Origin of the sequence: Streptomyces shenzhenensis (genome assembly GCF_021462265.1) — a bacterium.
GTDB classification, from domain to species: Bacteria; Actinomycetota; Actinomycetes; order Streptomycetales; family Streptomycetaceae; genus Streptomyces; species Streptomyces shenzhenensis.
Window position 1 is genome coordinate 281,351 of record NZ_JAJONF010000001.1, and the last position, 22,213, is coordinate 303,563.

At 72.6% G+C, this 22,213-nt stretch carries 22 protein-coding genes; 14 read left to right on the plus strand and 8 right to left on the minus strand.

Annotated elements, in window-relative coordinates; all coding sequences use genetic code 11:
- The first annotated feature begins 160 nt into the window (after positions 1-160).
- From LQ326_RS01330 to LQ326_RS01385, 12 genes are all read left to right on the plus strand, one after another.
- Positions 161-1,039, plus strand: a complete 879-nt coding sequence (locus LQ326_RS01330) for a dioxygenase family protein (protein WP_234531558.1) — start codon at positions 161-163, stop codon at positions 1,037-1,039.
- Positions 1,036-1,557, plus strand: coding sequence for a DoxX family protein (locus LQ326_RS01335; protein WP_234531559.1), 522 nt, complete (start codon positions 1,036-1,038; stop codon positions 1,555-1,557). The genes LQ326_RS01330 and LQ326_RS01335 overlap by 4 nt, the downstream gene beginning before the upstream one ends.
- A complete protein-coding gene (locus LQ326_RS01340) occupies positions 1,557-3,059 on the plus strand; it encodes an amidohydrolase family protein (RefSeq protein WP_234531560.1) in 1,503 nt (500 codons plus the stop codon). The genes LQ326_RS01335 and LQ326_RS01340 overlap by 1 nt, the downstream gene beginning before the upstream one ends.
- A 3-nt stretch (positions 3,060-3,062) precedes the next feature.
- Positions 3,063-4,277: a CaiB/BaiF CoA transferase family protein gene (locus LQ326_RS01345; protein WP_234531562.1), complete on the plus strand. Its 1,215-nt coding sequence runs from the start codon at positions 3,063-3,065 to the stop codon at positions 4,275-4,277.
- Positions 4,270-5,091 (plus strand): citryl-CoA lyase, encoded by an 822-nt coding sequence (locus LQ326_RS01350; RefSeq protein WP_234531564.1) that lies wholly within the window; start codon positions 4,270-4,272, stop codon positions 5,089-5,091. The genes LQ326_RS01345 and LQ326_RS01350 overlap by 8 nt, the downstream gene beginning before the upstream one ends.
- 237 nt (positions 5,092-5,328) lie before the next feature.
- Positions 5,329-6,357, plus strand: a complete 1,029-nt coding sequence (gene argC, locus LQ326_RS01355) for an N-acetyl-gamma-glutamyl-phosphate reductase (protein WP_234531565.1) — start codon at positions 5,329-5,331, stop codon at positions 6,355-6,357.
- Entirely contained in the window at positions 6,354-7,505 is a 1,152-nt protein-coding gene (gene argJ / locus LQ326_RS01360; RefSeq protein ID WP_234531566.1) for a bifunctional glutamate N-acetyltransferase/amino-acid acetyltransferase ArgJ, read from the plus strand. The genes argC and argJ overlap by 4 nt, the downstream gene beginning before the upstream one ends.
- Complete coding sequence (gene argB / locus LQ326_RS01365; protein WP_234531567.1) at positions 7,502-8,419, plus strand: acetylglutamate kinase; 918 nt, start codon at positions 7,502-7,504, stop codon at positions 8,417-8,419. Before argJ ends, argB begins: the two co-directional genes overlap by 4 nt.
- The gene (locus tag LQ326_RS01370; protein ID WP_234531568.1) at positions 8,416-9,612 is read left to right on the plus strand and encodes an acetylornithine transaminase; all 1,197 of its coding nucleotides are present in this window, start codon (positions 8,416-8,418) and stop codon (positions 9,610-9,612) included. The genes argB and LQ326_RS01370 overlap by 4 nt, the downstream gene beginning before the upstream one ends.
- Before the next feature lie 7 nt (positions 9,613-9,619).
- Positions 9,620-10,165 (plus strand): arginine repressor, encoded by a 546-nt coding sequence (locus tag LQ326_RS01375; RefSeq protein ID WP_181804439.1) that lies wholly within the window; start codon positions 9,620-9,622, stop codon positions 10,163-10,165.
- Between the two features lie 133 nt (positions 10,166-10,298).
- Positions 10,299-10,886: an RNA polymerase sigma factor gene (locus LQ326_RS01380; protein WP_234531570.1), complete on the plus strand. Its 588-nt coding sequence runs from the start codon at positions 10,299-10,301 to the stop codon at positions 10,884-10,886.
- The gene (locus LQ326_RS01385; protein ID WP_234531571.1) at positions 10,876-11,631 is read left to right on the plus strand and encodes a zf-HC2 domain-containing protein; all 756 of its coding nucleotides are present in this window, start codon (positions 10,876-10,878) and stop codon (positions 11,629-11,631) included. The genes LQ326_RS01380 and LQ326_RS01385 overlap by 11 nt, the downstream gene beginning before the upstream one ends.
- 65 nt (positions 11,632-11,696) lie before the next feature.
- Here LQ326_RS01385 and LQ326_RS01390 read toward each other — a convergent pair whose 3' ends face one another.
- From LQ326_RS01390 to LQ326_RS01420, 7 genes are all read right to left on the minus strand, one after another.
- Positions 11,697-13,511: an ABC transporter ATP-binding protein gene (locus LQ326_RS01390; protein ID WP_234531573.1), complete on the minus strand. Its 1,815-nt coding sequence runs from the start codon at positions 13,509-13,511 to the stop codon at positions 11,697-11,699.
- A gap of 75 nt (positions 13,512-13,586) precedes the next feature.
- On the minus strand, positions 13,587-13,754 hold the full coding sequence (locus tag LQ326_RS01395; RefSeq protein ID WP_234531575.1) for a hypothetical protein: 168 nt from the start codon (positions 13,752-13,754) through the stop codon (positions 13,587-13,589).
- A 286-nt stretch (positions 13,755-14,040) separates the two neighbouring features.
- The gene (locus LQ326_RS01400; RefSeq protein WP_234531577.1) at positions 14,041-14,844 is read right to left on the minus strand and encodes an FAD:protein FMN transferase; all 804 of its coding nucleotides are present in this window, start codon (positions 14,842-14,844) and stop codon (positions 14,041-14,043) included.
- Positions 14,837-15,658: an FMN-binding protein gene (locus tag LQ326_RS01405; protein ID WP_234531580.1), complete on the minus strand. Its 822-nt coding sequence runs from the start codon at positions 15,656-15,658 to the stop codon at positions 14,837-14,839. Before LQ326_RS01405 ends, LQ326_RS01400 begins: the two co-directional genes overlap by 8 nt.
- A gap of 46 nt (positions 15,659-15,704) precedes the next feature.
- On the minus strand, positions 15,705-17,087 hold the full coding sequence (locus tag LQ326_RS01410; protein ID WP_234531582.1) for a ferredoxin reductase family protein: 1,383 nt from the start codon (positions 17,085-17,087) through the stop codon (positions 15,705-15,707).
- A 60-nt stretch (positions 17,088-17,147) separates the two neighbouring features.
- Positions 17,148-17,660, minus strand: a complete 513-nt coding sequence (locus tag LQ326_RS01415) for an FMN-binding protein (RefSeq protein WP_234531584.1) — start codon at positions 17,658-17,660, stop codon at positions 17,148-17,150.
- A 10-nt stretch (positions 17,661-17,670) separates the two neighbouring features.
- Positions 17,671-19,026: a ferredoxin reductase family protein gene (locus LQ326_RS01420; RefSeq protein WP_234531594.1), complete on the minus strand. Its 1,356-nt coding sequence runs from the start codon at positions 19,024-19,026 to the stop codon at positions 17,671-17,673.
- A gap of 150 nt (positions 19,027-19,176) precedes the next feature.
- Between LQ326_RS01420 and LQ326_RS01425 the strand changes: the two genes are divergently transcribed.
- Positions 19,177-19,920 (plus strand): response regulator transcription factor, encoded by a 744-nt coding sequence (locus tag LQ326_RS01425; protein ID WP_234531905.1) that lies wholly within the window; start codon positions 19,177-19,179, stop codon positions 19,918-19,920.
- The gene (locus LQ326_RS01430) at positions 19,917-21,398 is read left to right on the plus strand and encodes a sensor histidine kinase (protein WP_234531596.1); all 1,482 of its coding nucleotides are present in this window, start codon (positions 19,917-19,919) and stop codon (positions 21,396-21,398) included. The genes LQ326_RS01425 and LQ326_RS01430 overlap by 4 nt, the downstream gene beginning before the upstream one ends.
- A gap of 110 nt (positions 21,399-21,508) precedes the next feature.
- On the opposite strand, the gene LQ326_RS01435 is transcribed toward LQ326_RS01430, so the two are convergent.
- Positions 21,509-22,210, minus strand: coding sequence for a L,D-transpeptidase family protein (locus tag LQ326_RS01435; protein WP_234531598.1), 702 nt, complete (start codon positions 22,208-22,210; stop codon positions 21,509-21,511).
- Between the last annotated feature and the right edge of the window lie 3 nt (positions 22,211-22,213).

Genomic DNA, 22,213 nt, shown 5'->3' on the forward strand with positions numbered 1-22,213 from the left:
CCAGGCTAGCGGAACGGACATCGGTCCGGCTGCCCCGCGCTGTCCTCATCTGGGTCATCGGTGCGGAGAGCTTGCCCTGGGCCCCGGACCGCTGCATGATGACCGCTGTGCGGACGAGTGTCCGCACAGCGGCGTAGGGGCCGAATCAAGGAGGATTCCCATGGCCTTCGTGACGGAGGAGAATCTCACCGACCTCGCGGAGAAACGCTGGGCCACAGCACACTCGCCCCGGCTCGCCGAGCTGATGACGGCGCTGGTGCGGCACCTGCACGCCTACGCCCGCGAGGTGAACCTCACCGAGGACGAGTGGGCCGCCGCCGTCGGATGGCTCGCCGCGACCGGCCGGATCAGCGACGACAAGCGCCAGGAGTTCATCCTCGCCTCCGACGTGCTCGGCCTGAGCACCCTCGTCGTCCAGCTCAACAACCGGTTCGCGCCCGAGGCCACCCCGGCCACCGTCCTCGGCCCGTTCCACATCGACGGCTCCCCGGACGCGCCCTTCGGCGCCGACATGTCCGACGGCATCCCCGGCGTCCCGCTGTTCGTCACCGGCAGGGTCCTCGGCCCGGACGGCACCCCGCTGCCGGACGTCGTCCTCGACGTGTGGCAGGCCGACGCCGACGGCGCCTACGAGGCCCAGCTCCCGGAGGTCGACGAGGCCCGGCTGCGGGCGAAGTACCGCACCCGCGCCGACGGCACCTACTGCGTCCGCACCATCGCCCCGCGCGGCTACGCCATCCCGATGGACGGCCCGGTCGGCGACCTGATCGGCCGGACCGCGATCAGCCACTTCCGTCCCGCGCACATCCACTTCCTCATCGACCACCCCGGCCACGACCGGCTCATCACCCACCTGTTCCAGGAGGGCTCCGACTACCTGGACAGCGACGTCGTCTTCGGCACCAAGGACCGGCTCGTCGTGAGCTTCACCGAGCGGCCGGCCGGCCCCACCCCCGACGGCGGCACCCTCACCGGGCCCTGGCTGCACGCCGAGTACGACTTCGTCCTCAACGCCGCCGCCGACCGGACCCGGCCGTGAACCTCGGGCTGCTCCTGCTGCGGCTGCTGCTGGCCGCGCTGCTGTGCGGCCACGGCGCCCAGAAGCTGTTCGGCCGGTTCGGCGGCGCCGGACCCGACGGCACCGCCGCCGTCTTCGAACGCTGGGGCTTCGTCCCCGGCCGCCGCCTGGTGCTGCTCGCCGGAGCGGCCGAACTGACCGGAGCGGCCTCCATCGCCGCCGGACTGCTCACCCCCGGCGGCTGCGCGGTCGTCGTCGGCACCATGACCGTCGCCGCGGCGGCGACCGCGCCGAGCGGCTTCTGGGCCCAGCAGGGCGGTTGCGAGGTCCCGTTCTGGTACGGCGCCGTGGCCGCGGTGCTCGCCTTCACCGGGCCCGGCGCCTGGTCGCTCGACCACGCCGCCGGGCTCGACGGACTCGACGGCTACGGGTGGGGGACCGGCGCGCTGGCGCTGGGGCTCGCCACCGCCGCCGTACCGCTGACATTCCGTTCCCGGGTGCTGCGCGCCCGGGACGCAGATCACGACGAGGTGACCTGATGAACACCGACACCCCACGCCCCGGCGACCCGGACGTGACCCGCTCCGGCGACTTCCCCGCCGGCCGTCCGATCCTCTTCCGCGGCGCGACCGTGCTGTCCATGGACCCGGCCATCGGTCTGCTCGACCGCGGCGACGTCCTGGTGCGGGGCGAGCGGATCGAGAGCGTCGGGCGGGACCTGCCGGCCCCCGAGGACGCCGTCGTGGTCGACGCCACCGGCGGCATCCTGATGCCCGGCATGGTCGACACCCACCGGCACATGTGGCAGACCGCGCTGCGCGGCTTCGGCGCCGACTGGACGCTGTCGCAGTACTTCGTCTTCTACTACCTCAACTGGGGCGGGATCTTCCGCCCCGAGGACATCCACGCGGGCAACCTGCTCTCCGCGGTCGAGGCGCTCGACACCGGTGTCACGACCACCGTCGACTGGTCCCACGGCCTGCGGACCCCCGAGCACGGTGACGCGGCGGTCGAGGCCCTGCGCGCCGTACCCGGCCGGTTCGTCCTCGCCTACGGCAACCTCCTCGGCGCCCCCTGGGAGTGGGCCAACGCCCCCGAGTTCCGGGCCTTCGTGGACCGCCACTTCTCGTCCCGCGACGACCTGCTCGGCCTCCAGCTCGCCTTCGACGTCACGGGCGACCAGGCCTTCCCCGAGAAGGCCGCGTTCGAGGCGGCCCGCGAGCTCGGCCTGCCGGTCACCACCCACGCCGGGGTGTGGGGCGCCACCAACGACGACGGCATACGGCTGATGTGGGAACACGGGTTCATGACCCCCGACGTCACCTACGTGCACTCCGCCACCCTCGCTGAGGACTCCTACCAGCGGATCGCCGCCTCCGGCGGCACGGTGTCGGTGTCGGCGGAGAGCGAGCAGAACGCCGGCCAGGGGTACCCGCCCACCTGGCGGCTGCGCCGCCACGGCATCCCCGTGTCGCTGTCCATGGACACCAGCGTCTGGTTCAGCGCCGACCTGTTCTCCGCCATGCGCGCCACGCTCTCCGCCGACCGTGCCCGCGAGCACCTGGAGGCCCACACGGCGGGGGAGACCGTCGCCCACCACCGGCTGCGCGCCCGGGACGTCGTGGAGTGGGCCACCATCGGCGGCGCCCGCGTCCTCGGCCTCGACGACCGGATCGGCTCGCTGACCCCGGGCAAGCAGGCCGACCTGGTGCTGCTCAGGAACGACCGGAACCCGGCCATGTTCCCGCTCCTCAACCCCTACGGGCACGTGGTCTACCAGGCCGGACGCGCCGACGTGGACACCGTCCTCGTCAACGGCAGGGTGGTCAAGCACCGGCACCGGCTCGTCGGCGTCGACCTCGGCAGGGCCCGGGACGCCGTCGCCGCCACCGTCGAGCACACCCGCCGCACGCTGGGCGAGGAGGCCTGGCGGGAGGCCATGGCGCCGGAGATCCCGGAGACCGAGCCGATCGCGAACCCGTACACCTACAGCGACTACCGCGGCGAGGGCGTCGCCGTCCAGCGAACGGAGGACGTGTAAACCATGACGGACCGGAACGACGGCACCCGGGACGGCGACGACCGCGGGGGCAGCGACCGAGGTCCCGGACCGCTCGACGGGCTGCTGGTGGCCGACTTCTCGCGCATCCTGGCGGGCCCGTACGCGACCATGCTGCTCGCGGACCTCGGTGCCGAGGTGGTGAAGGTCGAGTCCCCCGCGGGGGACGACACCCGCTCCTGGATGCCGCCGGTCCGCGACGGGGTGTCGACCTACTACCTCGGGATCAACCGCGGCAAGCGGTCGATCGCGCTCGACCTCCGGGACGCCGAGGACGCGGGCCTGGCCAGGGAGCTGGCCCGGCGCGCGGACGTGGTCATCGAGAACTTCAAACCGGGCGGACTGGCCAGGTACGGCCTGGACTACGACTCGGTCAGCGCCGGCAACCCGGGCCTGGTGTACGCCTCCATCAGCGGCTTCGGCACCGGCGCCGGACGCGAGGTGCCCGGCTACGACCTGATGGTGCAGGCCATCTCCGGGCTGATGAGCCTCACCGGAGACCCGGAGGGTCCCGCCTACCGTGCGGGCATCTCGGTGTTCGACGTGATGGCCGGCAACCACGCGGCCATCGGCATCCTGGCCGCGCTGCGGCACCGCGACCGCACCGGGCGCGGCCAGCTCGTCGAGGTGAACCTGCTCTCCTCGGCGCTGACCGGACTGGTCAACCACAGCTCGGCGTACGTCGCCGGCGGCAGCGTGCCCTACCGCATGGGCAACGCCCACCCCAGCGTCTTCCCCTACGAGCCGCTGCCTGCGGCCGACCGGGAACTGATCGTGACGGCCGCCAACGACGGCCAGTTCCGAAAGCTGTGCGAGGTGCTGGGCATCCCGGGGACGGCCGACGACCCCCGCTTCCGGCACAACGCCGACCGCACGGCCCACCGCGCGGAACTGCGCCCGGTCCTGGTGGAACGGCTGAGCACCCGCACCGCCCTGGAGTGGTTCGACCTGCTCGTGGCCGCCGGGGTCCCGTGCGGGCCGATCAACACCATCGACGGCGGGTTCGCCATGGCCGAGCGCTTCGGCCTGGACCCCGTCGTCGAGGTCGGCGAGGGAGAGCGGGCGGTGCCCACCACCCGGCATCCGATCCGTTTCTCCGAGACGCCCCCGACCTATCGGCTGCCCCCGCCGGAACTCGACGAACACGGCACCGAACTGCGCACCTGGCTCGCGAGCGGACCGGAGGACGACCATGTCTGAGCATCCGGGGGACAGGCCCGAGTACCCGACGGCGCTGGGCGCCTCCTCCGTCGACCGGATCACCCTGCTGGGCCGGGACCTCGCCGCCGACGTGATGGGCGAGGTCGGCTTCGGTGAACTCGCCTTCTGGCTCGCCACGCAGCGCCGTCCCGCGCCCGGCGAGACCCGGGTCTTCGAGGCGGTCCTCGCCGCACTCGCCGACCACGGCTTCACGCCGACCGCGATCACGGCCCGGCTGACGTACCTCTCCGCACCCGACTCGGTCCAGGGCGCGATCGCCGCCGGGCTGCTGGGCGGCGGCTCGCGCTTCCTGGGCGTCACCGAGGACTGCGGCCGGTACCTGCACGACGTCCTGACCGCGGCCGAGGGCGGCCACCCCGCCGACGAGGCCGGCTGGGACGAGCTCGCGCGCACCGCCGTACGCGCCGCGCGCGAGACCCGCCGGCTGATTCCCGGCCTCGGGCACCACGTCCACAAGCAGGGCGACCCGCGCACCCCGAGGCTGTTCGCCATCGCCGCCGAGGAGGGGCTCGTCGGCCCGCACCTGTCGCTGTTCGCCGCGATCGGCAGGGTCCACCCCGAGATCCTGGGCCGGACCCTGCCGCTCAACGGCGCGGGGACGTGCGGCGCCGCGCTCGCCGACCTCGGACTCCCGCTGGAGCTGCTGCGCGCCTTCGCCCTGCTCGCCCGCACCGCCGGACTGATCGGCCAGCTCGCCGAGGAGCTGCGTGAACCGGTCGCGCGGGACATCTTCCTCTCGGTGGACCTCAACAACCGCGCGGTGCCGCCCCGCCCGTACGAGCCACCGGCCTGACGGCCGTCGTCACGACCGGGCGAGGATGCGGAACTCGTGGCCCTCCGGATCGGCGTCCGCGTCGGCGGGCGCCGCGCCGAGCGCCTCCAGCCAGGGGCCTCAACAGCCTTGATGGCCACCTGAACAGGTCGCGGTGGCATGCTGGCGACCGTATGCGTCCGTCCGCGACGGCCGAAAGGAAGCGTTGCATAAAACTGCAGTGAACCGTATAGTCATGCCATCTGGAGGAGGATGGACATGGCGGTACGTGCGGCGGTTGCCGGAGCGAGCGGATACGCGGGCGGAGAGCTCCTGCGCCTGCTCCTCGCCCACCCCGAGATCGAGATCGGCACCCTGACCGGCAACTCCAACGCGGGCCAGCGCCTGGGCGCGCTCCAGCCCCACCTGCTGCCGCTGGCCGACCGGGTGCTGGCGGAGACCACGCCCGGGGCACTCGCCGGGCACGACGTCGTCTTCCTCGCCCTGCCCCACGGCCAGTCCGCGGCCGTCGCCGAGCAACTCGGCCCGGACGTCCTCGTCGTCGACATGGGCGCCGACTTCCGGCTGCGGGACCCGGCCGACTGGGAGCGCTTCTACGGCTCCCCGCACGCCGGCACCTGGCCCTACGGCCTTCCCGAACTGCCGGGTGCCCGCGCCGCGCTGGAGGGGTCCAAGCGCATCGCGGTACCCGGTTGCTACCCCACCGCCGTCTCCCTCGCCCTGTACCCGGCCTACGCCGCCGGCCTCGCGGGGCCCGAGGCGGTGATCGTCGCCGCGTCCGGCACCTCCGGCGCCGGCAAGGCGCCCAAGGCGCACCTGCTGGGCAGCGAGGTGATGGGCTCCATGACGCCGTACGGCGTCGGCGGCGGCCACCGGCACACCCCCGAGATGATCCAGAACCTCAGCGCGGTGGCCGGGGCGCGGATCGCCGTCTCCTTCACGCCGACGCTGGCGCCGATGCCGCGCGGCATCCTCGCCACCTGCACGGCAGGAGCCACGGCCGGAGTGACGGCCGACTCCGTCCGCGCCGCCTACGAGAAGGCCTACGCCGACGAGCCCTTCGTCCACCTGCTCCCCGAGGGCCAGTGGCCCGCGACGGCGTCCGTCTACGGTTCCAACGCCGTTCAGGTGCAGGTCGCGTACGACGAGTCCGTGGACCGCATCATCGCGATCAGCGCCATCGACAACCTGACCAAGGGCACCGCGGGCGGTGCCGTCCAGAGCATGAACCTCGCCCTGGGACTCGACGAGACCACGGGACTGACCACGATCGGAGTTGCGCCGTGAGCGTGACGGCAGCGAAGGGATTCACGGCCGCGGGCATCGCCGCCGGGATCAAGGAGAGCGGCAACCCGGACCTGGCCCTCGTGGTCAACGACGGGCCGCGCCGCGCCGCCGCGGGCGTCTTCACCTCCAACCGCGTGAAGGCCGCGCCGGTCCTGTGGTCCGAGCAGGTCATGAAGAGCGGCCAGGTCTCGGTCGTCGTCCTCAACTCCGGCGGCGCCAACGCCTGTACCGGCCCCAAGGGCTTCCAGGACACCCACGCGACGGCCGAGAAGGCCGCCGAGGTGCTGGGGCGCGGCCCCATCGAGGTGGCCGTCTGCTCGACCGGTCTGATCGGCGTGCTGCTGCCCATGGACAAACTTCTGTCCGGCATCGAGACCGCCGCCGCCCAGCTCTCCGAGCACGGCGGCGAGAAGGCCGCCATCGCCATCAAGACCACCGACACCGTGCACAAGACGTCCGTCGTGACGAAGGACGGCTGGACGGTCGGCGGCATGGCCAAGGGCGCGGGCATGCTCGCCCCCGGCCTCGCCACCATGCTGGTCGTCCTCACCACGGACGCGGCAGTCGAAAGCGAGTCCCTGGACAAGGCGCTGCGTGCCGCCACCCGGACGACCTTCGACCGGGTCGACTCCGACGGCTGCATGTCCACCAACGACACCGTGCTGCTGCTCGCCTCCGGCGCCTCCGGCGTCACCCCGCAGTACCCGGAGTTCGCCGAGGCGGTCCGCGCCGTCTGCGACGACCTCGGCCAGCAGCTGATCCGGGACGCCGAGGGCGCCAGCAAGGACATCAGGGTGGAGGTGGTCAACGCCGCCTCCGAGGACGACGCCGTCGAGGTGGGCCGCGCGATCGCCCGCAACAACCTCCTCAAGTGCGCCATCCACGGCGAGGACCCCAACTGGGGGCGCGTCCTGTCCGCCATCGGCACCACCAGGGCCGCCTTCGAGCCCGACCGGCTCAACGTCGCCATCAACGGCGTCTGGGTGTGCAAGAACGGCGGCGTCGGCGAGGACCGTGACAAGGTCGACATGCGCTACCGCGAGGTGCACATCGTCGCCGACCTCGCCGCCGGCTCCGAGACCGCCACCATCTGGACCAACGACCTGACCGCCGACTACGTCCACGAGAACAGCGCATACTCGTCATGAGCGTCACGCGTAAGCACACCGCGCTGCCCAAGGCGCAGATCCTCATCGAGGCGCTGCCCTGGCTGGTCCGTCACAACGGCAAGACCGTCGTGATCAAGTTCGGCGGCAACGCCATGATCGACGAGGACCTGAAGGCCGCCTTCGCCCAGGACGTCGTCTTCCTGCACCACGCCGGCCTCAAGCCGGTCGTCGTGCACGGCGGCGGACCGCAGATCAGCGCCGCCCTCGACCGGCACGGCATCGTCAGCGAGTTCAAGGCCGGGCTGCGGGTCACCACCGAGGAGGCCATGGACGTCGTACGGATGGTGCTCGCCGGGCAGGTCCAGCGCGAGCTGGTCAACCTGCTCAACCAGCACGGCCCGCTGGCCGTCGGCCTGACCGGCGAGGACGCGCACACCATCACCGCGACCAAGCACCGGCCCGAGATCGACGGCGAACTCGTGGACATCGGGCGGGTCGGCGAGATCACCGCGATCGACACGGGCGCGATCGAGGCCCTGCTCGCCGACGGCCGGATCCCGGTCGTCTCCTCCATCGCCCGCTCCGAGGACGACAGTGATCTGGGGCATGTCTACAACGTCAATGCTGATACGGCGGCTGCGGCACTCGCTGCTGCTCTGGGCGCCGAAACCCTCATGGTCCTCACCGACGTCGAAGGCCTCTACGAGGACTGGCCGAACTCCGACGAGGTGATCAGCCGCCTCACCGCTTCCCAACTGGAGAAGCTGCTGCCGGAGCTGAGCTCCGGCATGGTGCCGAAGATGGAGGGCTGCCTGCACGCCGTGCGCAACGGCGTCAACACCGCCCGCGTCATCGACGGCCGGGTCCAGCACTCGATCCTGCTGGAGATCTTCACCGACGAAGGCATCGGCACGATGGTCGTGCCCGACGAGCAACAGGGGAAGCAGCCGTGAGCAACCAGGAACTGACCGCGCGCTGGCAGGGCGCGCTCATGAACAACTACGGCACCCCGCGGCTGCCCCTCGTCCGCGGCGAGGGCGTGAAGGTCTGGGACACCGAGGGCCACGAGTACCTCGACTTCGTCGGCGGCATCGCCACCAACGCGCTCGGCCACGCCCACCCCGCGATCGTCGAAGCCGTCAGCAGGCAGATCGCGTCCCTCGGCCACATCTCCAACTTCTTCATGGCCGAGCCCACCGTCGCCCTCGCCGAGCGGCTGATCCAGCTCTTCGGGAGGGAGGGCAGGGTCTTCTTCTGCAACTCCGGTGCCGAGGCCAACGAGGCCGCCTTCAAGATCGGCCGGCTGACCGGGCGGACCCACATGGTCGCCACCGACGGCGGCTTCCACGGCCGGACCATGGGCGCCCTCGCGCTCACCGGACAGCCCGCCAAACAGGACCCCTTCCGTCCGCTGCCCGCCGATGTCACGCACGTGCCCTACGGCGACGCGCAGGCGCTGGCCGCCGCCGTCACCGAGGACACCGCCCTGGTCGTCATCGAGCCGGTCCAGGGCGAGAACGGCGTCATCGTGCCCCCGGCCGGCTACCTCAAGGCGGCCCGCGCCATCACCGCCGCCACCGGCGCGCTGCTCGTCCTCGACGAGGTGCAGACCGGCGTCGGCCGCACCGGCACCTGGTTCGAGTACCAGGCCCACGAGGGCGTGCTGCCCGATGTCGTCACCCTCGCCAAGCAGCTCGGCGGCGGGCTGCCGCTCGGCGCGACCGTGGCCTTCGGCCGCGCCGCCGACCTGCTCCGGCCCGGCCACCACGGCACCACCTTCGGCGGCAACCCGGTCGCCTGCGCCGCCGGCCTCGCCGTCCTCGACACCATCGAGAACGAGGGGTTGCTGGAGAACGTCAAACGGCAGAGCGAGAGGCTGCGGGACGGAATCGAGGCTCTGGGCCACGGGCTGATCGATTATGTCCGGGGCGCGGGTCTCCTCCTGGGTATCGTGCTCACCGAGCCGCTGGCAGCGCAGGTGCAGCAGGCGGCTCAGGAGGCCGGGTTCCTGGTGAACGCGCCCGCCCCGGACGTCGTACGGCTGATGCCGCCGCTGAACCTCCGCGACGCCGAGGCGGACGCGCTGCTCGGGGCGTTGCCCGGCATCCTCGACGCAGCGAGCGGGGACGGACGATCCGGAGAATGAGACGACGATGAGCCAGGCGCAGGAGTACGACCAGTCGGGCGGGGCGGGGCCCGCGGTGCCGCAGACCCGGACCGCCCGGCACCGCCGGATCGTGGACATCCTCAACCGGCAGCCGGTGCGCTCGCAGAGCCAGCTCGCGAAACTGCTGTCCGACGACGGGCTCACGGTCACCCAGGCGACGCTCTCCCGGGACCTCGACGAGCTGAACGCGGTGAAGATCCGCAACACCGACGGCGAGCTGATCTACGCGGTGCCGAGCGAGGGCGGCTTCCGCACGCCCCGTGCCCCGCTGGGGGAGTCGGCGAAGGAGGAGCGGATGCGCCGCCTCTCCCAGGAACTCCTGATCTCGGCGGAGGCCTCGGCGAACCTGGTCGTCCTGCGCACCCCGCCCGGCGCGGCCCAGTTCCTCGCCTCGGCGATCGACCAGGCGGAGCTGCACGACATCCTGGGGACCATCGCCGGGGACGACACGCTGCTGCTCATCAGCCGTGAGCCGACCGGCGGCCAGGCCCTCGCGGACCACCTGCTGCGGCTCGCCCAGAACGGCCACTGACAGGGCCTGCGGGCCCGCACGCGACCCGCGTGCGGGGCCCGGCCCGGCGGCGGACAATGGCGGTGTGATCTTCCGCGGCGAGCGGTCAGGCGGGCGGGCAATCCCCTGGCGGCCGTCAAACGTACACAGAGGTGTGTCGGGATTCCGGTTCCCCGTCGGCCGCCTCCCGGACGAGGCTCTGCTGTCCGGGCTGGCCACCGGAGATCCGGAGCTTGCCGAGATCTTCGTACGGAGATTCCAGCACCGGGTCTTCGGGGTCGCCATGGCCGTCACCGGGGACCAGCAACTCGCCGAGGACGTCGCCCAGCAGACGTTCGAGCGCGCCTGGCGGCATGCCCAGATCTACGACTCGCGCCGCGGCTCGGTCGGGACCTGGCTGACGACCATCGCGCACAACCTGGCCGTCGACGCCGTCCGCGCCCGGCGGACGGAACCGATGGCACCCGAGGACCTCGCCCCCCTCCTCGGCGCCGTCACCGAGACCCCCGAGCGGTGGGCGCTGGCCGACGAGGCCTCCACCCAGCTCCGGGCCGCCCTGGCCCGGCTGCCCCGGGAACAGGCCCGGGCCCTGTTGATGGCCGGCGTCTACGGCATGACGGCCCAGCAGATCGCCGACGTGGAGGGGATCCCGCTGGGCACGGCCAAGACGCGGATCAGAGCGGCGATGGCGAAACTCCGCACGGCGCTCGCGTCCCCGAAGGGAGGCGGCCATGTCCGGTGACGCGCACTGCGAGAAGCTGCGCGAGGCCGGCGCCGAACTGGCGCTGGGCGTGCTGCCCGGCCGCGAGCGGGCCGAGGCGGTCGCCCACCTGGACGGGTGCGCGGACTGCCGGGAGTACGTACGCCAACTCACCATGATCGGCGACCGGTTGATCGGTCTGCTGCCGGAGAGGGAGCCGCCGCCCGGCTTCGGTACCCGGGTGGCGCGCAGCCTGGCCGAGCAGGCGGCGGGGCCTCAGTCGGCCCGGCCCGCCCGTGCCGCCCGGGTCCGGCGCGGCCGGGTCCGGCGCGTCCGGCTGCGGCTCGCGGCGGCGGCCGCCACCCTCGCCGTCGCGGTCGGCTTCGCCGGCTGGGCGGTCGGCAGCGCCGTCGAGGGGGCCGTCACCGCCTCCTCGTCGCCGGCCGTCGAGTCCGAGCCCGTACTGGTCGGGGACATGATCCCGGCGGGCGGCGGGCAGTCCGTCGGCGAGGTCTACGCCCACCCCGGCAGCCCCGCCTGGATCTTCGTCTCCGTCGCCCTCGGCGGCAGCACGAGCAACGGCAGGGTCACCTGCCTCCTCGCCCGCGCCGACGGCACGACCACGCGGCTCGGCGACTTCCCCGTGCGCGACGGACGCGGCAACTGGGGCGTGGCGGTCCCCGTCGACCTCACCAAGTACTCCGCCGCCCGCCTCACCTCCGCGGACGGCACCGTCCTCGCCACCGCCCAGTTCCAGAAGGGGAAGGTGGAGGCCCCGCAGGCGTGACCCACGAGCCGCGGCACCCGGTCCCGCCCCTGCCCCCGCCCCTGTGCGACGTTCGACGGCGGGAATCAGGACAGCACCGCTCCCGAGCTGAGCCGGTGCAGCCGGGCGTACGGCCCCTCGTGCCCGAGCAGCTCCGCGTGCGCGCCGTCCTCGACCACCCGGCCCTGGCCGAGCACCACGATCCGGGTGGCGTCCCGGACGGTCAGCAACTGGTGCGAGATGACCACGGTGGTCCGCCCGGCCATGAGCCGGCGCAACGGCTCCATGATCCGGCGTGCCGAGCCGGCGTCGAGCCCGGCGGTCGGCTCGTCCAGAAGGAGCACCGGCGCGTCCCGGATCATCGCCCGGGCGATCGCCAGCCGCTGGCACTGCCCGCCGGAGAGCGTCCGGCCGCGCTGCCCGACGAGCGTGCCGTAGCCGTCCGGCAGCCGCTCGACGAACTCATGGGCGTCCGCGGCCCGCGCCGCCGCGACGATCTCCGCCTGCGTGGCCGTCGGCCGGCCGTAGGCGATGTTGTCCCGCACGGTGCCATGGAAGACGAGCGTCTCCTGCAGCACCACCGCGACGTTCTCCCGGACGTCGGACAGGCTGAGCTCGCGCAGATCGGTCCCGTCGAGACGGACCGCACCCCGGTCCGGGTCGTAGAACCGCAACTGCAGCTTCGCGACCGTGGACTTGCCCGCCCCGCTCGTCCCGACCAGCGCCAGCGTCTGGCCGGGAGCCGCCTGGAACGACACGTCCGACAGCGCCCAGTCCGTCGTACCGGGATAGCGGAACCACACCCCGTCGAACTCCACCGCACCTCGCGCCCGGCGGAGCCGCCGCGCCCCGGCCGCCTCGGTCACCTGGGGCCGCTCGTCGAGCAGTTCGATGATCCGTTCCGCGGCGGCCGAGGCCGCGTAGAACGTGGTGCCGAGCCCGGACAGCCCGTGGACCGGGCTGTACAGCTTGCCGATCAGCGCGAGGAAGACCAGCAGGCCACCGAGCGTGAGCTGGCCCTGGGCCAGCTTCCAGGTGCCCAGGGCCAGCACCGCGAGGCCGCCGGTCACCTCCACGAACTCGACCGCGGGCTCGTACACCGCGTGGATCCGCGCGGAGGCCATCGCCGCCCGGAACCTGCCGGCGTTCTCCCGCTCGAACCGGTGCGCCTCCCATGCCTGCCGGTTGTACGCCTGCACGAGTACGACGTTGCCCAGCGTCTCCTCGGCGATCGCGCCGAGCGCCCCGCCGCGCCGCCTGCGCTCCCGTGAGGCGTCCTTGATCAGCCGCGAGAAGTGCCGGGCCGCGCCCCAGAACAGCGGTACGACGACCAGGGCGAGCAGGGTGAGGTCCCAGCGGAGGTAGAACAGCAGACCGAGGAACACGGCCAGCCGGATCACGTAGTACAGGGCGTCCGCGACGCCGGAGAGCAGGAACGCCTCCACCGCGTCGACGTCGCCCGTGATCCTGGACAGCACGTCCCCGAGCCGCCGGCGTTCGAAGAAGTTGAGCGAGAGTCCCTGGACGTGCCGGAACACCTCGGAACGCAGCGTGAGCAGGAAGCGTTCGCCGACCCAGGTGGACGTCACGTCGTCGGCGAAGCCGAGGGCGCCGGAGCACAGGACGAGGCCGAGGTAGACGGGGGCGATCCACAGAAAGGGCCGCAGCTGCCGCGCCACCAGCACGTCGTCGACGACGAGCTTGAAGAGCCAGAGCTCCGCCGCGTCGACCGCCGGGGCGGTCAGGCTCAGCAGGACGAGCGGCACGAGCCAGCGGCGGCCGCCGCGGGTGTACGGCCAGAACCGCCGGAAGACCTCGCGCGGCGGGACCGGGGGAGCGGCCGCGACGACGGTGTCTGAGGGGTCGCCGGCCGACAGCAGACGCCGCAGCACATGCGCCATGAGGGGTTCCTCGGAAACGGCCGTCCGGACGGGCCGGCCGCCTCGGCCGCCGGCCCGCTCAGCCTTCGGATGTGGTCAGTAGCGGTCGTGGTCGTCCCGGTCGTGCCGGTGACCGTGACCGTGGCGGTCGTCGTCGTGGTCGCGGCCGTGACCGTGGCGGTCGCCGTGGTCGTGACCGTGGTCGGACGAGTGGTGGTCGTGGTCCCGATGCCTGAACGGCATCAGGTTGCTGAAGACGGCCATGGTGTTCCTCCCGGAAATTGCTTCACAGGGGGTACGGCCGGGGAGGGAGTTCGGATGGCGTTTTTCGGGACGAATCAGAAAACATTGCGGCCGTGTTCTACGTCTGCGCGCCGGTGGGGGCTGGTCGCGCCCACGCGGCGGAGCCGCACATTGACACAGCCCCGGGCCCCTTTGGGGCGCGCTGCCCAGCCGTGTCTCATACAGCCGCGGGCAGTCGTGCCTCCCCCAGTGCCTCAAGGGCCTGGGGGCACCCGGCGAGCGCCGGTGAGGGTCCCCACCCCCCGCCTCAGCCCAGACGCGCGGCCAGCCCCCCGGTGCACCGCACCTCGTCCCCCGCGGTGATCAGCAACCCCTCCACGTCGGGCAGCGACTCCAGCCACGCCAACCCGGCCCGCGACCCCATCGCGAACGCCGCCGTGGCCCAGCAGTCCACCCACGTCAGCCGCGGCCCCACCACCGTCACCGCCACCAGATCCGTCACGGCCGACTTCCCGGTCCGCGGATCGACGATGTGCGCGCCCCGCTCCGCCGTCCCCGACGTCGCGACCGCCAGTTCGCCGACCCCCGCCGCCGAGATCACCGCCGCCAGCCCACCCGGCCGCAGCGGATCGGCGATCCCCACCCGCCAGGCGCGGGTCGGCTCGGGCGCGCCGAACATCTGGACGTCCCCGCCGCCGTTCACGCTCACCCCGCTGACCCCGGCCACCCGCCGGAGCGTGAGCGCCGCCCGCTCCACGGACCAGCCCTTGACGATCCCGGTGGGATCGAGCCGCCCCCGGTAGCGCGTGCTGAACCAGCCGTCGCTCACCCGTTCCGCCTCGGCCGCCAGTTCCAGCACCTCGGCGACCTCGGGATCGCACTCGGCGACGCCGATCTCCTCCCGCGCCAGCCGGGACACCTGGCTGTCCTCGCGGTAGGTGCTGAACACCTCGTCGACCCGGTGCAGCCCGGCGACCGCCTCGTCGAGGGCCGCCCGCACGGCGGCCGGATCCTCGCCGCGGACGTCGAAGGAGAAGACGGTCCCCATGACCTCCTCCGCGTGACGCACCGCGGCGGGAGCCTCCGCGGACTCCGCCACCGCCTCAGCCACCGGCCTGGTCCAGCGCCGACTGCAGGGACTGCTTGTAGCCGGTACTGGTGTAGGTGGCCCCGGAGACGGAGTCGATGGTGGCGTTGCCGGCCGCCACCGCCTCCTGGTTGAGCTTCGGGACGGAGAGCGCCGTCTTCTGGTCGCTGAGGCCGCCGCTGGGCGCCTGTACCGCCTCCGCCTTGGTGATCTTCCCGCCGGAGACGGTGATCCGGACCTGGACCGGCCCGTACTGGGTCTGCGCGACCTGCCCGGTCACCGTCTTGGCCTGTGCCTGCGCGGACCCCGACGACGAGGACGAGCCCGAGGAAGAGGAGCCAGAAGAGGAGCCCGACGAAGAGGAGCCCGACGAAGACGCGCTCGCCTTCTTCAGCTTGTCCAGCGCCGACTGCAGGGACTGCTTGTAGCCGGTGCTCGTGTACGTCGCCCCGGAGACCGAGTCGATGTTCGCGCTCTGCGCCGCCACCGTCTCCTTGTTGAGCTGCGGCACCGACAGCGCGGTCTTCTGGTCGCTGGTGCCGCCCTTGGGCGCCTGGATCGCCTGGGCCTGGGTGATCTTCCCGCCCGCGACGGTCAGCCGGACCTGGACGACCCCGTACTGCGTCTGGGTCGCGTCGCCGTCCACCGTGGTGGCCCCGGCGGTCCCGGTGCCGCCCTGCGGCGACGCCTGCCCGGCCGCCGCGGCCGACGGTGCCGCGCCGGCCGCCGACGTGGACGTCGGGTCCGACGACGGCTTCAGCGACAGCAGCAGCACGACACCGGACACGGTCGCCGCGGTGGCCAGCACCACACGCCTGATGGGGTGAGTCTTCCTCATCGTTCCCGAACTCCCGATTCCCTGGATTCCCGTGTGGTCCCGTCGCTCACATCTCGAACGACTCGTGATGGATGCGGCGGGCGGGCACCCCCGCGCCGCGCAGTGCTTCGTACACGCCCTGTGCGAACCCGGGCGGGCCGCACATGAAGACGTCGTGGTCGTCGATGTCCGGGATCTTCCGCTGGAGGTTCTCCGCGGAGATGTCCGGCCGCTCGCCCTCCGGGCTGTTGACCGCGTACATCAGCCGGGCCCCGCGCTCCTTGGCGATCTTGGACAGCTCGTCCCAGAGGGCGAGGTCCTGGGTGGTGTTGGCCCGGTAGAGCAGGGTCAGGTCGCCCGCGGCGCCGGGCAGCGTCTCGAACAGCGCCCGCATCGGCGTGATCCCGACGCCGCCCGCCACCAGCAGGACCTTGCCGCGGCTGCGCCGGGACGCGGTCATCGCCCCGTACGGTCCTTCGGCCCACACCCTGGTCCCGGGCCGCAGTTCGCGCAGCCGCGCGCTGTGGTCGCCGATCGCCTTGACGGTGATCCGCAGCATGTCGGGGCGAGGCGCCGCCGACAGCGAGTAGGGGTGCGAGCTGAACCGCATCCCGGGTGCCATGAACCGCCAGCGGAAGAACTGGCCGGCCTCCGCGCCCATCCGGTGCAGCTTGCGCCCGCCGATCAGCACCGACACGATACCCGGCGTCTCCTCGATGACCGCCTCGACCCGCATCCGGTGCCGCAGGTTGAGCCGCATCGGGGTGAGGATCCGGTACCAGACCACCAGCGCGGTGACCGCGCCGTACAGCCCGTACCAGAACGTCTTGGCCATTGGGGTGAGGGCGAAGTCGTTGCCGGTGGTGATCTGGTGCCAGAAGGTCAGGAACACCGCCGCGTAGGTGAGCAGGTGCACGTGGTACCAGGTGTCGTACGGCATCCTGCGCCGCACCGGGCCGATCGAGGTCAGGCCGATGACGACGAACAGGCCGGTCCCGATGGCGGCCTTGCCCATGTCGGGGAGCTGGTTCACGGAGTCGACGGTCTGCTGGACGATGTCGTTGAGCGTCTTGCCGGCCTGCAGCGCGTAGCCCCACATGATGAGGAAGACGTGCGCGAAGACCAGGCAGAGCGTGTAGCGGCCGCTCATCGCGTGCCAGCGGGCGACGCGGTCGGAGCCGACCCGCCGCTCCAGCGCGGGCACCCGGGCCATCTGGAGCACCACGAGAGCCATCAGATAGCCGGCCAGCAGGCCGGTGATCCGGCCCGCGTTGAGGATCTTGCCGTTCTGGTCGGCGATGGACGGTGTGTTGTCCCACCACAGCCACAGCACGGCCGCCGCGCCCGCCCATACGGCGAGCAGCAGCGGAACTGCCGGGGAGCGGCGCGGGCGGATGCGGCGCATCGTCTGTCGGCGGGCGGCACGTCCGCCTGCGAGCGTGGTGGTCACGGGTTCCTCCGTAGGGAATTGACCCTTGGCCCACAGATACGTGCCGTACTGCCCGAGTGTTCAGAGACCCGCGGAGTCCAGTGCCGACTGGAGCGACTGCTGGTACCCCTCGCTGGTGTAGGTGGCCCCGGAGACCGTGTCGATGCTCGCGCTCTGTGCCGCCAGCGCCTCGCTGCGCAGCTGCGGGAGGGCGTAGTCGTTGATCTGCTGGTCCCGCGGGTTCTCCGACGGGTACTGCACCGCCGTGACGTCGGTGATCTTGCCGTTCTTGATGGTCACCTTCACCTGGACGGGGCCCCAGCGGGTCTGGACGGTGTTCCCGGTGACGGTCTTGGTGGCGGTGCTGCTGCTCCCGGACTTGCCGGACCCGCTGGACGTGCCGGACTTGCCGGACCCGCTGCTCGCGCCCGGCGAGGCGCTGGAACCGACCGACGGGGCGGGGGCCGCCGAATCGGTGATCACCGTCGGGGCGGTGTGCGGCTTCAGCGCCAGCAGCATCACTATCCCGGAGACGGTCGCGGCGCTCGCCAGCATGACGCGGCGCAGAGGACGGTTCTTGTTCAGTGCGTGCACGGCAGCGGCCTCACAGTTCGAAGGACTCGTGGTGGATACGGCGGTCGGGCACCCCGGCGGCGCGCAGCGCCCCGTACAGTTCCTGGGCGAAGGGGTGCGGACCGCAGATGTACACGTCGTAGCCGGCGAGGCCCGGGAAGTTCGCCCGCAGCGACTCCGCGGTCAGGGCGGGGCGCTCGCCCCGCGGGCCGTTGAGCGCGTACAGCACCTGGGCCCCGCGCCAGCGCGCGATCGCCTCCAGCTCGCTGCCCAGCGCCAGGTCCTCGGCGGTCCGTGCCCGGTAGAGCAGCGTGACGTCGCCGGGCAGGGTCTCGAAGAGCGCCCGCAGCGGCGTGACGCCGACGCCGGCCGCGATCAGCAGGGTCCGGTGGCTGCTCGCCCGGTCCGCGGTGAGGGCGCCGTACGGGCCCTCGGCCCACACCCGGGTGCCCGGGCGCAGCAGCGCCACCGCCGTGCTGTGGTCGCCGAGTGCCTTGACCGTGATGCGCAGCAGGTCGCCGCGCGGCGGCGCGGACAGGGAGTACGGAGTCGACGTGCGGCCCATGCCGTCGCCGCCGAAGAACCGCCAGCGGAAGAACTGCCCGGCCTGCGCGCCCAGTTCCCCGATCCGCCGGCCCTGGATGACGACCGAGTACACGCCGGGCGCCTCCTTCTGCACCGAGTGCACCCGCAGCTGGTGCCGCAGGTTGAGCCGCACGGGCGCCAGGATCCGGAACCACAGCACCAGCGCGGCGACCCCCAGGTACAGCGCGTACCAGAAGGCGGTGGCGACCGGCTTGCCGTTGAAGTCGTTGCCCAGCGTCAGCTGGTGGAAGAAGGCGAGGAAGACGGCCGCGTAGGTGAGCAGGTGGACGTAGTACCAGAACTCGTAGCTGGTACGGCGGCGCGCCGCGCGCATCGAGGTGATGCCGACGGCGAAGAGGATCACCGTGCCGGCGGTCGCCTTGAGCATGTCGGGGTAGTCCAGGACCACGGTCACCGTCTCGTGCACGATCGAGGCGCGGTCCTGGGCCGCGTACCCGGCGAGGATCAGCACGACGTGGGCGACCAGCAGGCACACCGTGTACCGGCCGGCCATCGCGTGCCAGCGGGCGACCCGGTCCGAGCCGACCCGCACCTCCAGCAGCGGCACCCGGGCCATCAGGCCGACGAGCACCGCGCAGGAGTATCCGCACAGCAGGCCGGCGATCCGCCCGGCACCGGTCAGCCAGCCCGCCGAACCCACGACGGAGCCGGTGTCCGACCACCACAGCAGGACCACGGCCGCCGCACCGGCCCACAGCAGGGCGAGCACGGCACCCGCGGGGGAGCGGCGCGTGGCCACGGGGACGGCACGTGCCGTACTCCGTTCGTCCACGGTCGTCATGAGTCGTGTCCTTTCTCCGGTCAGGCCGCCACTGTGCCGCCCGAACTTCTGAGCACCTTCTGAAGCGGCACCGTCTGAACCGGCTCAGAGGAAACTCAGAGCGCACGGGGCCACTCCTTGCTTCCGGAAGGAGGGATGCTGGTAGACGCGATGAACACGACCCGCTCCGGCCGCCCCGCCCTCACTCGCCCTGACGGCACCCCGCTCCGCGTTCTCGTCGTCGACGACGACCCCGACCTCGCGGAGGTCCTCACCGGTGCCCTGCGCTACGAGGGCTGGGAGGTCCGCGCGGCCGGCGACGGTGCCGGTGCGCTGACCGCGGCCCGGGAGCTGATGCCGGACGCGGTGGTTCTGGACGTGATGCTCCCGGACACCGACGGCTTCGCCGTGCTCCGCTTGCTGCACGGGGTCAAGCCGGACGTATGTGTGCTCTTCCTCACCGCCCGGGACGCCGTCGAGGACCGCATCGCCGGCATCACCGCGGGCGGCGACGACTACGTCACCAAGCCCTTCAGCCTGGAGGAGGTGGTCGCCCGGCTGCGCGGACTGCTGCGCCGGGCCGGCATGGCCCGCCAGCAGGAGGAGGACGGCCCCCGGCTGGTCGTCGGCGACCTGACCATGGACGAGGAGGCCCGCGAGGTGACCCGGGCCGGCGAGCTGATCGAGCTCTCCCCGACCGAGTTCGAACTCCTCCGCTTCCTGATGCGCAACCCGCGCCGCGTCCTCAGCAAGGCGCAGATCCTCGACCGCGTCTGGTCCTACGACTTCGGCGGCCGCGCCCACGTCGTCGAGCTGTACATCTCCTACCTGCGCAAAAAGGTGGACGTGGGCCGTGAGCCCATGATCCACACGGTCCGCGGCGCCGGGTACGTCCTCAAACCGGTGACCAAATGAACCTGCTACGACGGCTCCGGCACCTGCCCCGCCCCCGCACCCTCCGCGCCCGCCTCATCACGGGCCTGGTCGTGCTGCTCGCGGTGAGCTGCGCGGCGGTGGGCGTCGCGGCCGTGATCGAGCTGAACGGCTTTCTCACCGGCCGCCTCGACCAGCAGCTCCAGCAGACCGGCGCGAGCTTCCCGGAGTCCCTCGAACACGGGCAGTTCAGGCCCAGCGACCGGGACGGCGACGAGCACGGGGACACCCGCCGCCAGGCCGCCGGCACCTTCGGCGCCCGCCTGGTGAAGGGGCAGGTCACCAACGCGGCCCTCATCCCCGCCGACGACGACCCGGACCTGACCGTCGGCCTCACGGCCCGCGACCGCGCGGCCCTCGCCGGACTGCCGGCGGACGGCCGTGGCCACTCGGTCCGCCTCGCCTCGATCGGCGGCTACCGGTTGCTGGCCTGGGCGGGCCGCGACGGCGACGTCCTGATCATCGGACTGCCCCTGGAGCCGGTACGGGCCGCCGTGCACCGCCTGGAACTGGTCTCCGCCGCCGTCTTCGGCCTGGCCCTGGCCGTGGCCGGGGTGGCCGGCGCCCTCTGGGTCCGCTGGTCCCTGCGCCCGCTGAGCCGCGTCGCGGACACGGCCACCCGGGTCAGCGAGCTCCCGCTCGCCAGCGGCGAGGTGGCCCTGCCACCCCGCGCCCCGGAGTCCGACCCCCGCACCGAGGTCGGCCGGATGGCCACCGCCTTCAACCGCATGCTGCGCCACGTCGAGGACGCCCTCACCAAACGCCACGCCAGCGAGGAGCGCCTGCGCACCTTCGCGGCCGACGCCAGCCACGAGCTGCGCACCCCGGTCGCCTCTGTCCGCGGCCACGCGGAACTGGCGCTGCTCCACCCGGGCCCGGTACCCCCCGAGATCACCCGGGCCCTGCAGCGCATCACCGCCGAGTCCTCCCGCATGGGTGAGATGGTCGACGACCTCCTGCTGCTGGCCCGCCTGGACGCCGGCCGCCCCCTGGAGAGCCAACCGGTCGACTTCACCCACCTGATCCTGGACGCGGTCACGGACGCCCGCGCCGCGGGCCCCGACCACCGCTGGACCCTGGACCTCCCCGAGGAACCCGTGACGGTGACCGGCGACACCCACCGCCTGCACCAGGTCCTGGCCAACCTGCTGGCCAACGCCCGGCTGCACACACCGGCCGGCACGAAGGTGACGGTGACCCTGGAAACGGAGGGCCGTACAGCGGTCCTCCAGGTCCACGACGACGGCCCCGGCGTCCCGAAGGACATCCAGCCGGGCGTCTTCGAACGCTTCACCCGGGCCGAACACCGCCGCCGCGCGGACGCTCCCGGCGGCGGAGCGGGGCTGGGCCTGTCGATCGTGGCGGCGGTGGTGGAGGCGCATGGTGGGAAGGTGGTTCTGGAGAGCACTCCAGGATCGACGACATTCACCGTGAGGCTGGCGGCAACTGCTACTGCCTAGAAGGCTCGCGGGGGCGGTATCGATGCGCGGCTCCGCCGCGTGGGCGCGTCCAGCCCAGGACGGCCCGCACCCGCCACCACGTCGCGCGCCCCTGCGGCGCGACCGCGACCTCAGTACCGGGTGAGCCCCGTGTCCCCGCCCACCGTCCCGACAGCGATGTGCGGCGCCTTCCCCGGATCCGCCCACTGCAGAATCCGCCGCATCGCGTCCTCCGGCACGGACACGCACCCCGCGGTGGCACCCGCCCCGTTGACGTGCAGGAAGATTCCGGCCCCCCGCCCCCGCACCGGCTGCCGGTAGTTGAACCCGATCACCAGCGCGTACCCGTACTGCGTCCCGTACGACGACAGCTTCTCCGACTCGGCGGCCCGGCAGTCGGAGGGCAGCGGCTCGGCCCAGCGGTTGTAGGAGGCCGAGTCGTTGTCCTGGCACCACCACGAGTCCGCCGTCACCGGCCGGTACTCGACGGCGGTCCCGGCCGGCGCCGCCTGGATGCCGAAGCCGAACGGAAGGTCGTACAGCCCCGTCGGCGTCGTGTTCGTACCCTGCTTGCGCTCGGCCCCCTCGACCAGCCCCTTCGCGCCGAACCGCGCGGCGGCCGACCCCACCCGCTCCCATGCCCCGTCCCGCCGCTCCCACCAGGTCAGGGTCCCCGAGGTCGAGCCCAGTGCGGGGGCCTCCGCGGTGATCAGCTGGCTGCCGCCGCCGGTGTCGGCCATCCGGGCGGGCAGCGGTGGCGGATCCCCGGCCCCCGGTGCCGCACCGAGCAGCAGCAGGGACGCGGAGACAAGGGTGACGACGCCTGGACGCATGGC

Coding starts and splice junctions, on each gene's coding strand:
- LQ326_RS01340 (WP_234531560.1), top strand. CDS start 1,557: ATGAACACCGACACCCCACGCCCCGGCGACCCGGACGTGACCCGCTCC.
- LQ326_RS01395 (WP_234531575.1), bottom strand. CDS start 13,754: ATGGCCGTCTTCAGCAACCTGATGCCGTTCAGGCATCGGGACCACGAC.
- LQ326_RS01350 (WP_234531564.1), top strand. CDS start 4,270: ATGTCTGAGCATCCGGGGGACAGGCCCGAGTACCCGACGGCGCTGGGC.
- LQ326_RS01435 (WP_234531598.1), bottom strand. CDS start 22,210: ATGCGTCCAGGCGTCGTCACCCTTGTCTCCGCGTCCCTGCTGCTGCTC.
- LQ326_RS01330 (WP_234531558.1), top strand. CDS start 161: ATGGCCTTCGTGACGGAGGAGAATCTCACCGACCTCGCGGAGAAACGC.
- LQ326_RS01405 (WP_234531580.1), bottom strand. CDS start 15,658: ATGAGGAAGACTCACCCCATCAGGCGTGTGGTGCTGGCCACCGCGGCG.
- argC (WP_234531565.1), top strand. CDS start 5,329: ATGGCGGTACGTGCGGCGGTTGCCGGAGCGAGCGGATACGCGGGCGGA.
- LQ326_RS01345 (WP_234531562.1), top strand. CDS start 3,063: ATGACGGACCGGAACGACGGCACCCGGGACGGCGACGACCGCGGGGGC.
- LQ326_RS01425 (WP_234531905.1), top strand. CDS start 19,177: ATGAACACGACCCGCTCCGGCCGCCCCGCCCTCACTCGCCCTGACGGC.
- LQ326_RS01385 (WP_234531571.1), top strand. CDS start 10,876: ATGTCCGGTGACGCGCACTGCGAGAAGCTGCGCGAGGCCGGCGCCGAA.
- LQ326_RS01420 (WP_234531594.1), bottom strand. CDS start 19,026: ATGACGACCGTGGACGAACGGAGTACGGCACGTGCCGTCCCCGTGGCC.
- LQ326_RS01390 (WP_234531573.1), bottom strand. CDS start 13,511: ATGGCGCATGTGCTGCGGCGTCTGCTGTCGGCCGGCGACCCCTCAGAC.
- LQ326_RS01375 (WP_181804439.1), top strand. CDS start 9,620: ATGAGCCAGGCGCAGGAGTACGACCAGTCGGGCGGGGCGGGGCCCGCG.
- LQ326_RS01430 (WP_234531596.1), top strand. CDS start 19,917: ATGAACCTGCTACGACGGCTCCGGCACCTGCCCCGCCCCCGCACCCTC.
- argB (WP_234531567.1), top strand. CDS start 7,502: ATGAGCGTCACGCGTAAGCACACCGCGCTGCCCAAGGCGCAGATCCTC.